A 15,386-nucleotide genomic window follows, 5' to 3' on the forward strand; every position below is an offset into this window, starting at 1 on the left:
TTACACTAATTTTTTTATGATAACAATTCCTCGTTTTTAAAATATATTTTCCTTATTTTTGTGAAATGAGTCAAAAATGGATTTACAAGCCTGAACCCGATGAGGATATAGTGGATGGATTAAGTTCGTCACTTGGTTTTGGAACTTTTGAATCTAGGCTCCTCGTTCTTAGAGGGATTGACGATTATCAAAAGGCCCGAGAATTTTTCAAACCAAATCTTACCGATATACACAGTCCGTTTTTAATGGCAGATATGCAAAAAGCTGTTGAGCGTATTGCAAACGCTATTGAAAATGGAGAAAAAATAATGGTTTACGGAGATTACGACGTAGATGGAACTACTGCCGTAGCTTTAATGTACCTATACCTCAGCAAAATTGTTGAGAAAAAATACCTTGATTTTTATATTCCGGACAGAAATTCTGAAGGATACGGAATTTCCACAGAAGGAATTGATTTCGCCAAGCAAAACGGTTTTTCGTTAATTATTGCTTTAGACTGCGGAATCAAAGCACTTGATATGATCAATTATGCTCAAAGTTTAGACATTGATTTTATCATTTGCGACCACCATTTACCCGGAGACGAAATTCCTAATGCGGTAGCTGTTTTGGATCCGAAAAGACGCGACTGCAGATACCCGTTCAAAGAACTTTCAGGGTGTGGAGTTGGTTTTAAATTATGTCAGGGTTTAAATACCATTTATAAACTTCCCGATGCCGAATTATTTGAATTAACAGATCTTCTGGCAATTTCTATTGCTGCTGATATTGTTTCTATGACCGGCGAGAACAGAGTTTTGGCCAAAATGGGACTTAAAATTCTTAGAAAAACGAGAAATTTAGGTTTAAGATTATTAATTCCGGAAGATAAATTATCTCATTTCGAGATTTCGAATATTGTTTTTGAAATTGCTCCGAAAATCAATGCTGCAGGAAGAATTTCTCATGGAAAAGCTGCTGTTCAGTTGATGGTTTCGGATAATTTGAAACACGCCAACCAAATTGTTGGTGATATTATGAACCTCAACGATGAAAGACGTGAACTCGATATGAATTCTACGCTTTCGGCATTGAACCAAATCATTGAATCTCAACAACAAAGCAAACTAACCACCATTGTTTATCATCCTGAATGGAACAAAGGTGTTATCGGAATTGTCGCTTCAAGACTTATTGAAACCTATTACAAACCTACTCTAGTTTTCACCGATGGCAACAATGGTGAAATGGTAGCTTCAGCGAGGTCTGTTTCGGATTTTGACGTTCATGAAGCGTTGGATATCTGTTCAGAATATTTCCTTAAATTTGGAGGCCATCATGCTGCTGCAGGACTTTCCATGGAGAAAGACAAGTTTGATGCTTTCAAAATAAAATTTGAAAAAGTTGTTGCTGAAAAGATTAAGGAACATCAGAAAGAGCCTTCTATTTTGATAGATTCTGAGATTCAGATCGATGATGTGAACAGAGAGTTTATTAATTTCCACAGAAAGTTAGCTCCATTTGGTCCACATAACATGAAACCAATTTTGGCGATCAAAAATCAAAAACTTTCAGGTTATGTAAAAACGATGGGGAAAGATAATAATCACGTTAAGTTTTACATAAAACAGGAATCTACAGGCCGAAATATAGAATGCGTAGGCTTCAAATTAGGACAATTTGTAGAAGATTTTAAAAATAAAAACTTCGATATTGTATTCACTTTAGAAGAGAATCACTGGAAAGGAAATGTGACGCATTATCTTAATATTAAAGACGTTAAGTTTAGGGATTAGGATTTAGGAAACAGGAATTAGGTTTTAGCAATGGGAAATTATAAGGAATTAATTGTTTGGCAGAAATCTGTAGCACTTGTAACAGATATTTACTCCAGCACAAAGAATTTTCCTAAAGAAGAAATTTACTGTCTTACGAATCAAATTCGTCGTTCATCGATTTCAATTCCGTCAAATATTGCTGAAGGACATTCGAGAAGATCTCAATTAGATTATATTCAGTTTTTGAAAATTGCCCGTGGAAGTTCTGCTGAATTGGAGACACAATTACTTATTTCCAAAAATTTAAATTATTTAAATTTGGAAGAGTTTCAGATTCTCGATGAAAAGCTAACGGAAATATCAAAGATGTTGAATGCAATAATTTCAAAACTACAAACCAACCCTAAACCCTAAAAGCTTATTCCTAAGCCCTAATGAAATATGAAAAAAATAGGCTTATTTTTCGGTTCGTTTAATCCAATTCATATTGGACATCTGATTTTGGCTAATTATATTTTAGAAAATTCAGATATGGAAGAATTATGGTTTGTGGTAAGTCCGCAAAACCCTTTCAAGGACAAAAAATCTTTATTGAAAGACCATAACAGATTGGATATGGTACAACTTTCCATTAAAAATTACCCGAATATGAGGGCTTCCAATGTAGAATTTTCTCTTCCAAAGCCGAGTTATACGATTGACACGCTGACTTATCTTCATGAAAAACATCCTGAATATTCTTTTAGTTTAATTATGGGTGAAGATAATCTGAGCAGTTTACACAAATGGAAAAACTACGAAACGTTGATCAAAAATCATCACATCATTGTTTATCCAAGGGTTTTTGATGGAGAGAAAAAAGATTCTGATTATCTTCAAAATGAAAATATTTCTTTAATTAAAGCCCCGGTTATCGAACTTTCTGCAACGGAGATCCGAACGATGATTAAAGATGGTAAAAACGTAAGACCAATGCTGCCTCCGGAAGTTTTTGATTATTTGGACGGTAGTAATTTTTATAAGTAAGAAGAAATGAAATTCTATCTATTTTTATTCTTTGCTTTTATCCAACTTTCTTTATTCGGGCAAGATACTTCAGCTTCAAAAGAAGACTCCATAAGAATACAGCGTGAAATAAAAGCAAAACAATGGTTTCTGGAAAAGCAAAAATATAATCACGAAAGATGTAGCAAAGATTCCATAAGAGCTGTAAATGATTCAAAAACTCAAAATAAATATTTTATAAATACACCAGCTCCAAGTGGAGATGAATTTCCAGCAGAAGAAGAGCTTAAAATCGCTTTGAATAAATATAATATCATTTGGGGTGGAACATGGATGGGCAGCGACATTGGAGGGTATTCACCTAATTCATGCTATAATCGTTATATGACAGAGTTTACTGAAGATAAATTTGGTCAAGTCTTTATTGATGATTTGGTCAAACAGTCGATTTTGAGTTATGCAGTTAAGAATCCTACTATACTTTTTGAACATAATGACCATCTAGATTGGATGTATGAGGGAAATTATTCTATAGCTGATAAATTGCTTAATGAATGTTTTTTTAAAAAATTCAAGTATCCAACCAATTATAAAACTTCCTCAAAAGAAAACGAATCATTTACTGAGGTCGGGCTAGAGTTAGACGAAAACACAAATGTTTTAAAAATAAATGGGTTTAAACATCATATTGTAAATAATTATAATCAACAGTTTATTCCATATTTCGAAAAAAGAATTAGAAATTTCATAGAATCGAGTAACTTTACTCTTTCATCAAGAGCTGCTTTATATAATGGCACAAGAACTTCTTTCAAAATCTATTATAAATAACTAAAATGGACTTCATCGATAAAATATTCTCAAAATATTCTCAGGAAAAAATCATTAAATGGTTTAAACAAATCTGCGTGGCAGAAGCAATTTCCTGTGTTTTATTATATGGAGTTGCCATGATTTGGATTCGTTACGATGAAAATTTATATTCCATTATTTTCATTAGTGTTATTGGAAGTCTGCATGGACTTTTCTTTACCCTTTATCTTTTACTTTGTCTTCCGGCAAGAAAAATTTATAATTGGGATGATGAAGATTTTGTCTTCGCATTATTATCTGCATTCTTTCCTTTCGCTACTATCTGGGTTGATAAAAAATTAGCCCGTTTCGATAGAGAATAAAATTTATTTTCAATTATTTTTGATTTCGCTGTAACAAAATCTTTGTTACAGTTGTCTTATTATGTAGAAAATCAAAGTACATCAAAATTTTTATTTAAATTTTAGCTACTGTAAATCAGATTGTTAAAATAAATATTAAAATATTTTTACTACTTTGTATTGCAAGATACTAAATTTATTACATATCTTTGCAATGTAAAATAATAATAGATACAAGCTATTAAACTCTCTAAAACGATTATCATGAAAACTCAAATTCTTATCGCAGCCATATTTTTCAGCGGATTAACCTTCGCACAAGAAAAAAAATCAGATACTTTAAAAACTAAAAGTATAGAAGGAGTTACTTTAACGAAACAGGTTTTCAAAAAACAAAGTGATCGTTTTGTGTATGATGTTGCCGCTTCTCCTGTAACGAAAGGAAATACGACTTTCGATATTTTAAAACAAACTCCACTACTCTCTTCTACTGACGACAAAACGTTGAAAATTGCAGGAAAGAACAATGCTTTAATCTATATCAACGGTAGAAAGAGCAATATGGATGCAGATTCTTTGGTTCAATTCTTAAAAAATACGCCTGCAGAAAACATCCAGAAAATTGAGGTAATTACTGTTCCGGGAAGTGAATATCAGGTAGAATCTTCAGACGGAATCATCAATATCGTTTTAAAGAAAAAAATGAGCGACGGTTTGAGCGGAAATATGAGAATGTCTAACTCTCAAAATAAATTCAACGGAAGCAACGCGAGTTTCTCTGCAAACTACAGAAAAGATAAGCTGGGAATCAGCGCTAATTTGAGTGGTGGTGAAAATATTCAAGGACAATCTTATGTGTTAAGAAACGGAAACGATTTATCCTCAAACGAATCTGTAGGTGACATTAATGATCCTAACAAAAATCTTGGTGGTTATTTAAATGTTGATTATCAATTAAATGACAATAGCAATTTGGCTTTATCATGGAATACTTGGGCGAATAAAAGCTATAATTCTACAGTGGATTTATTTAACACAATCCGTTATTATGATGAAATAAAGAAAGAATATGTTACCAATTATACTAATTCCAGAAACAAAGAAGATGCAAGATCATACAATAATTCAGTTAACTTAAACTATGAATTAAAAACAGATTCTTTAGGAAGTAAGTTGAATGTAAATGCGGCATATCTGAATTATAAAAGATTCCAATTTACTGACAATAAAACTTATCTGGCAAATTCTTCTGGCAACAATACCGACCTTAGCCAGACAATTTATCAGGATCTTCCTCAAATCATTAATAACTTTTCAGGTACAGTAGATTACATCCAGAAATTTAAAAATGATTTTACCGTTTCTGTAGGTGGAAATTATAATAAAACAAAAACCGATAATGACACCAAAAATGACACTTATAGAAAAAATGCAGTACTTCCTTTAGAACCCGAAGAACATCAACCCAATCATTTTGTTTATGATGAAAATATTTACGGATTTTATATGACTTTTGAAAAGAAATTTTCAGACAAATTCTCAGGAAAAGTGGGTGCAAGATATGAGATCACCAGCAGCTTAGGAACAGCAGATGCACCTTTAAATGATGAACCAACAATGCGTCATCAGGAAATAAAAAGAAATTACAATAACTTCTTACCTTATGCAAGCTTTAATTATGCTATCAATGAGAACAATAATATTTCTTATTCATTCTCAAGCAGAATGAGAAGACCAAGTTTCTGGGAAATTAATCCTGTAAGAAACATCCTGACAGAAAATAACTATACTCAAAATAACCCATTTGTAAAAGCATCTTCTACGTATAATCAGGAATTAACGTATATGTACAAAAGCTCGTACTTCTTGATCTTAAATCACTCTTATTTCAAAGATCAGATCACTCAAGTTCCGTTGCAGGGTTATCCTGTATCGCCAAATGGAACTGTAGGCGAACAAAATGTGCTACGTTACATCAGAACTAATTTTGGGGACAAACAAGAAATGTCTGCCATGCTTGGAATACAGAGATCGTTCTTTAAACAATATTTAACCATGAATTTCAATGCCGGAATTCAGCACAATATCAACAACGGAACTCTTGCTCAGGACCCAACAACTGGGGATACTTTTGTAGATAAAGAAGGAAATCCTTTAGTTTATTCAAACAGTGTAAAATCTACAAGTATCATTATTCAAACCAACAATACATTACGTTTAGACAAGAAAAAAACTTGGTTCTTAGGAGTTAATTATTTCTATGTAGACAAACAACAAATAGAATTAGGAATGTTGAAAAGCCTAATGAGTCTAGATCTAAGTTTAAAGAAAAACTGGAACGATTGGACGTTTGCAGTAAACGTAACTGACGTATTGAGAACAAACGTTGTGGAAATCGAGGATTTCCAAGATAACGGAAATTATAATTACGTAAAAAATGACCAATTCAGAAGAGGTATGACCGTAAGCATCACTTACAACTTCGGAAACCAGAAAGTGAAAAAAGTAAGAGACATCGAAGGTGCTTCTGACGCCATCAAAAGCAGAACAAGATAGAAAACAATCATTATCATTCTTCATATAAATTATTTTGTACAGAAACTCGTTGAGAAATCAGCGAGTTTTTTATCTTTAATATCTATGAAAAATTTAATCCTAATTTTCGGGTGTTTCTTTATGTTGCTGTTCACTACAAGCTGCAGGAAAAAAACTATAAATCTCGGTAAGGAAATTTCTTTTGAAAGTGAGGAAAACGTTTCTTACGGAAAAGATTCAGAACAAAAAATGGATTTCTATCTTCCTAAAAATAAAGTATCAATAAAAGGAATTTTCGTTATTGTTCATGGAGGAGGCTGGAGATCAGGCGATAAATCTCAACTCACATTTTTCACTCTTTCCTTAATGCAGAAATTTCCTGATTATGCTTTTGCGAATATCAATTACCGATTGGCGGGTCAAAAGTCATTTGTTCTTCCCAATCAAACCGATGATATTGATGAAGCATTGAGTTTTTTGGTTAAAAAATCATCTGAAATCAAACTCAATCCTAAATTTATCTTACTCGGAAATAGTGCAGGAGCTCATCTATCCATGTTATATGGTTACAATTCTTTTTTTGACTTCAAACAAAGGAAAAGAGTAAAAGCCATCATAAATATTGTGGGGCCTGTAGATTTGTCTGACAAAGATTTTGCAACTTATTTCGATTATGATTTTGTGGAAAAACATATGATAGACCAAAAATCTCCAACTCCAACCGATCTTACAAATAAAGATATCCCAAATCCTGTATTTTGGATCAAAGAAAATGCCCCTCCTACTCTGTCTTATTATGGAAATCAGGACACTGTAATTCCTGCTTCACAAAAGAAAATCCTTGATTCTGCATTACAAAAAAATAATATTATTAATGAATCTTATGAATTTGACGGTGGTCATAATGATTGGGATAAAGAAAATAATGCTCCTTTTTTAATGAATAAAATTGATGCATTTCTAAAAAAAATCGACAAAAAATAAACGCTCTGAAAAATTTCAAAGCGTTCTATTTTTATATTTAAATTTTTAATATCCGAGTACTTTTTTCACTTCAAGACCTGTTACATTTAAGGTATTCAGGCATTTTGCAAAATTGGCAGTACTGCTCAAATCCCAATACGGTAATAATACAATCACGGAAACATCATTGGTTGGATCGTAAGTCATTAAGGATAGATAACCTTCTGTTGCTCCGTTATGCCCATATCCAATGCCCGCAAAATTAGAACATCCCAGCGCATAACCGGAAGTTGTAGCTGCTCCTTTGCTCGTTCTCATCAGTTCAGCACTCGAAGCATACAAGACATTCTGACCTTTCATTAAACTTCTGATATAATCCGTAAGCATCACCATCGTTCCTACTCCATTTCCTTCTCCGATGTGGGCGCTTGCGTTCTTTTGATCGGTAATTTCGTTATGATTGGCATATTTAATAAAACCTTTTACATAAGGCGAAGGCAGTTGTTTATCCGATGCTAACTCAGGAAACTTGATACCAAGAGGTTTTTTTGTTCCCGGGCCAACAATTTGGTCGTACATGTAATCTCCGTACGTTTTTGAAGAACTTGTTTTTTGAGAATAAATTCTTGCGATAATCTCACTTAAAATAGCAAATCCTGTGTTTGAATAATGATAAACAGAATTTGGAACTCCATACTTAAGGTTATGATCTTTCAAAATTTTGACATATTCACTTGCTGTAAACTGATGATCCGGGAAGTTTTCCAGCATATAATCTGTATACGTTTCACCATTCACATCATATTGAGAAGGATCATTCGTTACATCGTAAATTCCTGCATTATGTTGTAAAATCTGACGAATGGTTATAAGATTCTTATTAGGAAAATCCCAATCCGCAACATCCGGTGTATAAGGAACGGTAGTCCCCGGGATATTTGCTGTGATTTTATCATCAAGTTTAAGCCAACCGTCCTGCATCATTTTTAGAATAGCTGTAGAAGTAAAGTTTTTGGTATTGCTCGCAAAACGGAAATATGTGTTTGGAGTAACAACAGAACCATTTGTTCCTTTAATTGTACTAAAATAAGTCCCTTTTGGAGAAACGACATAAACGCTTAACGAAGGAACATCAGTATTAAGATCCTTTTGAAGGTTGGCATGAATATTCTTTACAGCTGCATCCACTTCAATTTGATAATCTTTTTCAGTCTCATTATCACTACAACCTAAAATAAAAGGCAGAAATAATGAAAGTGACAGAAGTTTAAGTTTTCTCATGGTTTAGTTTTAATTATTTTATGCTGTAAATTTCGGTATTTTTTTAGAAATATTTCATCCAATAGAGATTATGTGTTAAAATATTTATCAATTTATTGAATATGATTGCCATACTAAAAACAAAACCTCTCAGAATCAAATCCTGAGAGGTTTAAATAAATATTTTTAATTTATTATTCTGATTTTACAACTTCCGTTCTTTCCGAAATACCGTTTGCATTAAAAGCTTCAATCTGGAAATAATAAGAATCTACCCTGTCTGCTCCGGTGAAGAAATATTCATTCTTTCCGTACACCATGATGCTTCCGTACATTTTATCAGGAGATTTCCCCCAATAGATCACGTATCCGTCTGCGTCCTGATTTTGTTGCCACTTCATCCAGATACTTCTTCTTTCACCATATTTTTTAGGGTCAGCTCTTAATGGAACAAAGTTTTCAACCTTTGCGGGCGCTGTTCCTGCTCCTTTTCCGAATACTCTGAAACCGCTTAATGCAAATTTTCCTGTTGGCATTTTTAAGTTTTCCATTTTCAGAAATCTTGCTTTTGCAGGTTTCTCCAATTCTACATAATCGTGCGGAACGTCTTTGGTATTTTTGCTTTTATCAACAATGACATTCCATTTTTTACCGTCGTCTGAACCGTAAATTTTATACTGATGCATTTTGCCTAAAGTTTTACCCATAAACTCAACATCCTGATCCGCATAATTAATCTGAATCGCATTGATCGTAGAAACTTCTCCTAAATCCGTTTGAAACCACTCTCCTGAGTTTCCAGTTTTTGCGCTCCAATATGTTTTAATATCTTCATCCACCGCATTGTTTGAATGGTAACCACCCAAAGTAGATGAAACCTGAACAGGTTTATCGTAATTCAACAACATCCAACCTGCAAAAAGACCTTTAGAAAAATCTTTCCCTTGAGCATATTGCGGAAGGAATGTAGGATAATCTCCATAAGCTGTGTTCGTATACATCACATCATCCTTATCAAATCCCGCAGGCCAAATCCCTAATCTTCTTTCAAAATTATTTTTTGTTGAAATAAAAATTGTTGAAACATGCCACCAATTTTTGAAATTATCCTCAAAAGTTGCTCCATGCCCCGCACCTCTCGCAAAACCACCCGGTTTATAAGAAAACGGATTGTGTTGCTGATATTCGAAACCTTCCAAAGGATTTTTACTTACATAAACTCCATCAGAATATCCGCTGAATTCTGTTGCCGGAGCTCCATATTGCATATAATATTTCCCGTTGTGTTTTGTAACCCAAGCTCCTTCTACAAAAGGCTGCAAGAAAACATTATCATTATACTCTCCGAAACGTTCCCAACCGTGATCTTCTGGTTTTAATCTTAAAATAGGTTTTACAAAACCTTCAGACTGTAAATTTTTCACTTTTACTTCTGTACCTAACAAAGGCCATTCGTTGCTTGAACCCCAATATAAATAAAGTTTGTTTTTGTCTTCATCATAATGAAAAGCAGGATCCCAAGCTCCAACTTTCAAGGTATCGACAGCAATATGCCAGTCGTCTTTTGTTGGATTTGTACTTTTCCATATCGGGAAATCCTGTTCCCAAGTTGAGCCGTAGACATACAAAGTATCTTTCATCGCCCAAACTGCGGGTGCATTAAGATCGTGAGTATATTTGTTGTCTCGAAGGAATTTTCTTTTTACAAATTTCCAATCCAGCATATCGTCGCTGTACCAATATCCCTCCTGATTGGTTGAAAAAAGGAATAATTTGTTTTTAAAATTAACAATCACCGGATCAGCCGTCGCACGGTGTTTCCCCTGATTCGAAAAATTCTTGAACGGTGTATATCCGTAATCAATATTGATCGGGTTACAAAATGTTTTTTGCTGAGCATTGATAAAAAAGAATGGCAGCAGAGCCATCAATAGCATAATTTTCGTTTTCATAAGCACTTTTCAGTTCATCCCGGTTAATAAATATTATTTTAAATTGAATTTTTACAAAGTTAAATGATTTTTTTAGGTTTTCTCCAAATGAACCCGTCTAAAAGATAGTGCGTTAACTGAGGAACAACCAGCAACGGTACCACAAACTGAAAACAATTTAATGAAATTTGAAATTCAAATGAAAAATGTTCGCGCCAAATTAAAATTTCCCATAAAAATTCCTCGAAAAAGACATCTCTAAATAAAATGGCTTAATTTTAAAATTATCCTAAATATTCGCTTGATTTATACTATCGTTTTTTAACAATAAGTAAGCCCTCTCTGAAATAGCTAAAGTATTTTCATTTGTGATAAAAAGCCCCCCTTGTTTGGCACCCCATTAATTTTTGCCCAAAAGAAAATTGGAAGTTGTTTATCTAGATAAATTTTTGTAAAAATTTCAGATTTAAAGATATAATTCTCTGCTGCTCTAAATCTTGATGTAATTTTTTTATATAAATAACAAAACCTCCACCATTGTGGAGGTTTTGTTTCTTTCTAAAACTAATATGACATTAATTTATTTTTTCTTTGCCCATTCTGGAAGGATTTTCCAGCCTTCTGGCGGAACTTCTCTTATACTGTCCGGCACAGGTATACTTGGATAAATAGTTGAAAAAGAATGGTCTTCCAATGAAAATTGCACCAAATATCTTGCAGGTATTATAACCTTCGGATCTAACGCATAGATATTTGTAGCTTCAAAATTTTTATTTTCTACATTGTAATTATATTCTATCCTTTTATAAGATATTATCGGCCAATACAGTTTTGTAGCATATGCAATTGTATAATTTCCTTTTTTTATAGGAGATTGTTTATAATATATATACAAAAATAGTGGAGATATCAGTATCAAAAAAAACACTCTGTTCCACTTTGAACTCCAAACAAAAATATAATAGTGTAGTTTTTTTAATAATTTTTTCATTATGGTACCTTATTTTGAATGGTTGCTCTTGTATAATCAGGGGCATTCATTAATGTGTTTGCAACTGCTGTTCCTGCTGTTTGTCCTAAGCTTGATGTAGTACGCATATAAGTTCCTACAACTGCACTTTTAAAAAGGGAAGAACTATTTATTTTGTTTACTGCCAATCCTCCAAAGGCACTCATTCCTGCCTGAGTTACATATGTTCTGGTAGATACACCGCCAGTAAATATTGATTTACTGTCAGCGATATTTATATTAACTGCAGTTGAAAGAACAGCATTTCCAACACAATTCATCCCTAGACCAGCTAATGACGATTGGGTTACGTTAATATTCCCTAAAGCTTTACTCAAATTTCCTCCATTCGTTGAATAGTTGGCAGCTGCTTGTACAGAGGCATCAGTTAAAAATCTGGTACCAAAGGCTCCAGCTGTCATTTCCCCAGACAATGCAAAGCCCCCCGCACCTCCTGTAGCTAAAGCCACTGGAAGAGCAATAAACAAACCTTTTTCAAATTCTCCAACAGATCTTGCTGCAGGGTCATTTTGAACAGCATTATCCAAGTAAGATAAATTATTTTGGTAATTATTTATACTTTGAATACCCATCCAAGAAAGGCCTCCATCATTTGAACCACTTGACATCGATGAATTATTAGAAGAAGAGGATGAATTCCCCATCTGCATTGTTATCCCTTGAATACCTTGTGATGCAGCAACATCATTATAACCTGCATTAGAGTCTACTTGAGGAGCACCATCATACCCACCGGGTATATTACCCATACTTGCAGGGTTGATTGATTTTGCTTCTAAACCTTCAATTTCTCTTGCATCAACAACTCTGTTTTCTGAGAAATTATAATGAGACTGATAAGCATATGTTTCACTTAAAGGATCGACATTGAAAAATCTACCTACATCCGGCATATAGTTCCTCCATTTAAAACTATAAAAGCCTGTTTCCTGCAATTCCTGCTCCTGATACTTGTAGTTTTTATAACTTGCCTGTCCAAAGAACGCATTTCCAGTCTTCAAGTGATTCATGCCAAACGGATAATAATCATTGTTATCTGTTATTTCAAGAACACCTGCGCTGTTTCTTGCGAAACTTATTCTTGCATTTCCTATCTGATCTTTATACTGGTAAATATATTGATTTTTCTGATAGTCATAAAAACCTTCTGCAGTTGGAAAAAACTGTAAATCTGGTGTTTTAACATCAACAATAATTCCACCGCCTCCAAAAGGAGGATCAATTGTAGGATCAGTATCGATAAGTCCTGTAAGACTGAAAGCTTGTGGTTCCATTGCTCTTCTGGATAATGCTGAAGCAGCAAGCATTTCAAAGCCACCGCCGCCTGGAGGAGTTAAACTAACCGAATGTAAATACTGAAAACCATCCAGATAATCTGTGGTATTGATTGTTGTTACGCTTCCATTAAAACCAATTATATCAGTCGTATTTTCTTTCCTAAGCTTTGTTCCGTCAGCTCTGTACTTAGTATTAATGATAATATTTTCATTCCCATTTTTACTGATCATCATGTTATTAGGAAGATCTAGAAAATTGTATCTGATGCTGGAAATCCCTTTATCAGGCATTGATGTCATGCTTCCGTTCAGATCATATTCAATGGTACCTCCTCCACCTTCATAACCTGTTGGGTTTTGAGAGATGTCGTTAATATTCGTTAATTTATTGTCTCCCGCTGTGTAGATATACTGTAAATTATCAATTACATTAGCTATACTACTTGGAGACTCAAATACAGAAGTTCTATATAATTTAGAGATATTCCCGTTTAAATCATAATCTAGAGATTCCGTATTTTCTATACCGTAAGGGTTGGTTGGATTCTGATAATACCCCGCCGTTAATCGGTTCAGACTATCATAAGCATAACCATATCTTTTGGGAGTAGTTAAAGGATTTGTGCCTAATGTTTCTACGGCTCTCCAATCTACTTCAGCAATGTTTCCATTGTATTTTGGTTTTACATTTTTCCCTGAAAATGGAGTCGTACCAGGATTTTCGATGCCCTCTTTTTTAGTATACTTTATTTTATAAGAAAATAACTTTCCTCCTAAATCCGGTAATTCCATCTGATCCTTATTGATTTCTGTCATCCATCCTCGGATATTGTAGGCATAATCAACACTTTGAAGATTGTTTCCTAGTTTCTTATTTTTTAATTGAGAAAGTTCGTTATATGTATTCTCTGTTAACAGCTCTTCGGGTTTATTATCAACCTGATGATAATGCTGAATTAATCTGTATTGAGGATCATATACAAAACGTTCTTTTACAATCACGCCAATTTCATCCGCCTTTCTTACATGATAGGTATTTGTTTTTTTTGGAACTCCTGTAAAATCAAGTTCGGCTTCTGTTTTTGTATAGCCTCCTAAGTGATTGAGAGAATGGGTTCCAATTGCTCTGCCTTGTGTATCATACCAAATGTAATCTTTAGTCCAGTTATCATCTTCAATATTTTTCACATAAGAAGCTACAGGTAAGCTTTTAGTACTAATAGAAGAATTCAGGGCATCTTGGGTCAATACTTCCTGACCCAACACTTGCGTAGGAATAGTGGGTGTGCCTGTAGGGTAGGTATCATAATAGTTTACAGTAAGAATTTTGTCCAAATAAGTTGGATAAGAAATATTGCCATACTCTATAGTGACCCCATTCATGCTAAGGCTCTCTCCTCTTGTTTCATAATCAATTGCTTGATTATCCACGGCTTGTTGGATAGTCTGTCTTGGAGTGCCATCTCTACAAATTCCTGAATAAATAGGTCTTCCAAACTTATCATATTTAGTAAAAACCCATGCTTCATCTGCTACAAAATTATCTATTCCTTTTTTAAGATTAATATCACGTGAATAAACGATTTGATTTCTTTTGTTGTAAATCATTTGTTCCCAGCCTTTTCCCGGAAGTTTTTTTTCGACTAAGCGGTTTTTACCATCATAGCGGTACTGATAACATAAATTATTCAGCACATCATCCGTCATAGGTTTATATACTGCTATTGGAGGTATAACAAACGCCAGTTGATTGTACTCATTATAAACATAGTACGTATCGGCATGTTCTGTATCATTCAGCATTTTTCTTACCAAAACAATCTGTCCTTGTCCATTTTTAAACACTATCGTTTTGTTTTCATCCTCATCCAGAACTATATTTTTATATAACTGATTAGGGGCATATGCTGACAGACTTAATGTAGATTTGGTAGCTCCATTTTCCCATGTGGTAGAGGTTACAAACTTAAACACCTCGTTGGTGGTATTGGCATCATAATAAAACCTTACAGGTTTGGTACTCCAATCTGTTCCCGCCTGAATTTGCTGCTGAATTCTGTTTAGCGGAGAACTTTCTAAAATCTTTTCTGAATAAATTTTTTCAGTTCCATAAATATCAGTTTGAGTAGAGTTACTTAAAGGATCAGTATAAATAGCTCCGTTTTGCGTTCCCAACTGTGGTACTGGAAGATAATTCAAAGTTTGTCTTCCGAATCCATCATATTCAATATGAGAAACAACATCTCTACCCAGTGGTGATGCTTTTATATTTACTATTTGTTTTGCCTTTCCCAATCCATCAAAGTATTGAATACTCTCTGCTGTTTTTGGATTTGGAAGAGCGGGATCTGATAAATATGTTTTGGAATAAATATAGTTTTCTGTATTCGTTGGTGATGTTTGTGCATAAAATATATTTGCTACAAACAAGATGCTAAATAATATAGTATTTTTCATTGTGTTATTTCTAA

At 33.7% G+C, this 15,386-nt stretch carries 11 protein-coding genes; 7 read left to right on the forward strand and 4 right to left on the reverse strand.

Going from position 1 to position 15,386, the window contains the following annotated elements; all coding sequences use genetic code 11:
* The first annotated feature begins 65 nt into the window (after nucleotides 1–65).
* From recJ to SB689_RS06300, 7 genes are all read left to right on the forward strand, one after another.
* Complete coding sequence (gene recJ / locus SB689_RS06270; protein ID WP_410691313.1) at nucleotides 66–1,778, forward strand: single-stranded-DNA-specific exonuclease RecJ; 1,713 nt, start codon at nucleotides 66–68, stop codon at nucleotides 1,776–1,778.
* A gap of 30 nt (nucleotides 1,779–1,808) precedes the next feature.
* Nucleotides 1,809–2,174, forward strand: coding sequence for a four helix bundle protein (locus SB689_RS06275; RefSeq protein WP_410691314.1), 366 nt, complete (start codon nucleotides 1,809–1,811; stop codon nucleotides 2,172–2,174).
* A gap of 27 nt (nucleotides 2,175–2,201) precedes the next feature.
* Entirely contained in the window at nucleotides 2,202–2,786 is a 585-nt protein-coding gene (gene nadD / locus SB689_RS06280) for a nicotinate (nicotinamide) nucleotide adenylyltransferase (protein ID WP_410691315.1), read from the forward strand.
* A 6-nt stretch (nucleotides 2,787–2,792) separates the two neighbouring features.
* The gene (locus SB689_RS06285; RefSeq protein WP_410691316.1) at nucleotides 2,793–3,596 is read left to right on the forward strand and encodes a hypothetical protein; all 804 of its coding nucleotides are present in this window, start codon (nucleotides 2,793–2,795) and stop codon (nucleotides 3,594–3,596) included.
* Between the two features lie 5 nt (nucleotides 3,597–3,601).
* Entirely contained in the window at nucleotides 3,602–3,940 is a 339-nt protein-coding gene (locus SB689_RS06290; RefSeq protein ID WP_066752792.1) for a DUF3817 domain-containing protein, read from the forward strand.
* Between the two features lie 243 nt (nucleotides 3,941–4,183).
* Nucleotides 4,184–6,475: a TonB-dependent receptor domain-containing protein gene (locus tag SB689_RS06295; RefSeq protein ID WP_410691317.1), complete on the forward strand. Its 2,292-nt coding sequence runs from the start codon at nucleotides 4,184–4,186 to the stop codon at nucleotides 6,473–6,475.
* A gap of 84 nt (nucleotides 6,476–6,559) precedes the next feature.
* Nucleotides 6,560–7,438, forward strand: a complete 879-nt coding sequence (locus SB689_RS06300) for an alpha/beta hydrolase fold domain-containing protein (RefSeq protein ID WP_410691318.1) — start codon at nucleotides 6,560–6,562, stop codon at nucleotides 7,436–7,438.
* A gap of 45 nt (nucleotides 7,439–7,483) precedes the next feature.
* On the opposite strand, the gene SB689_RS06305 is transcribed toward SB689_RS06300, so the two are convergent.
* From SB689_RS06305 to SB689_RS06320, 4 genes are all read right to left on the reverse strand, one after another.
* Complete coding sequence (locus SB689_RS06305; RefSeq protein WP_410691319.1) at nucleotides 7,484–8,698, reverse strand: serine hydrolase domain-containing protein; 1,215 nt, start codon at nucleotides 8,696–8,698, stop codon at nucleotides 7,484–7,486.
* 173 nt (nucleotides 8,699–8,871) lie between these two features.
* Nucleotides 8,872–10,629, reverse strand: a complete 1,758-nt coding sequence (locus SB689_RS06310; RefSeq protein ID WP_410691320.1) for a discoidin domain-containing protein — start codon at nucleotides 10,627–10,629, stop codon at nucleotides 8,872–8,874.
* Between the two features lie 559 nt (nucleotides 10,630–11,188).
* A complete protein-coding gene (locus SB689_RS06315; RefSeq protein ID WP_410691321.1) occupies nucleotides 11,189–11,599 on the reverse strand; it encodes a hypothetical protein in 411 nt (136 codons plus the stop codon).
* Entirely contained in the window at nucleotides 11,599–15,372 is a 3,774-nt protein-coding gene (locus tag SB689_RS06320) for a DUF6443 domain-containing protein (protein ID WP_410691322.1), read from the reverse strand. The genes SB689_RS06315 and SB689_RS06320 overlap by 1 nt, the downstream gene beginning before the upstream one ends.
* Between the last annotated feature and the right edge of the window lie 14 nt (nucleotides 15,373–15,386).

This window comes from Chryseobacterium sp. SIMBA_038, from assembly GCF_046535115.1.
Lineage (GTDB): Bacteria > Bacteroidota > Bacteroidia > Flavobacteriales > Weeksellaceae > Chryseobacterium.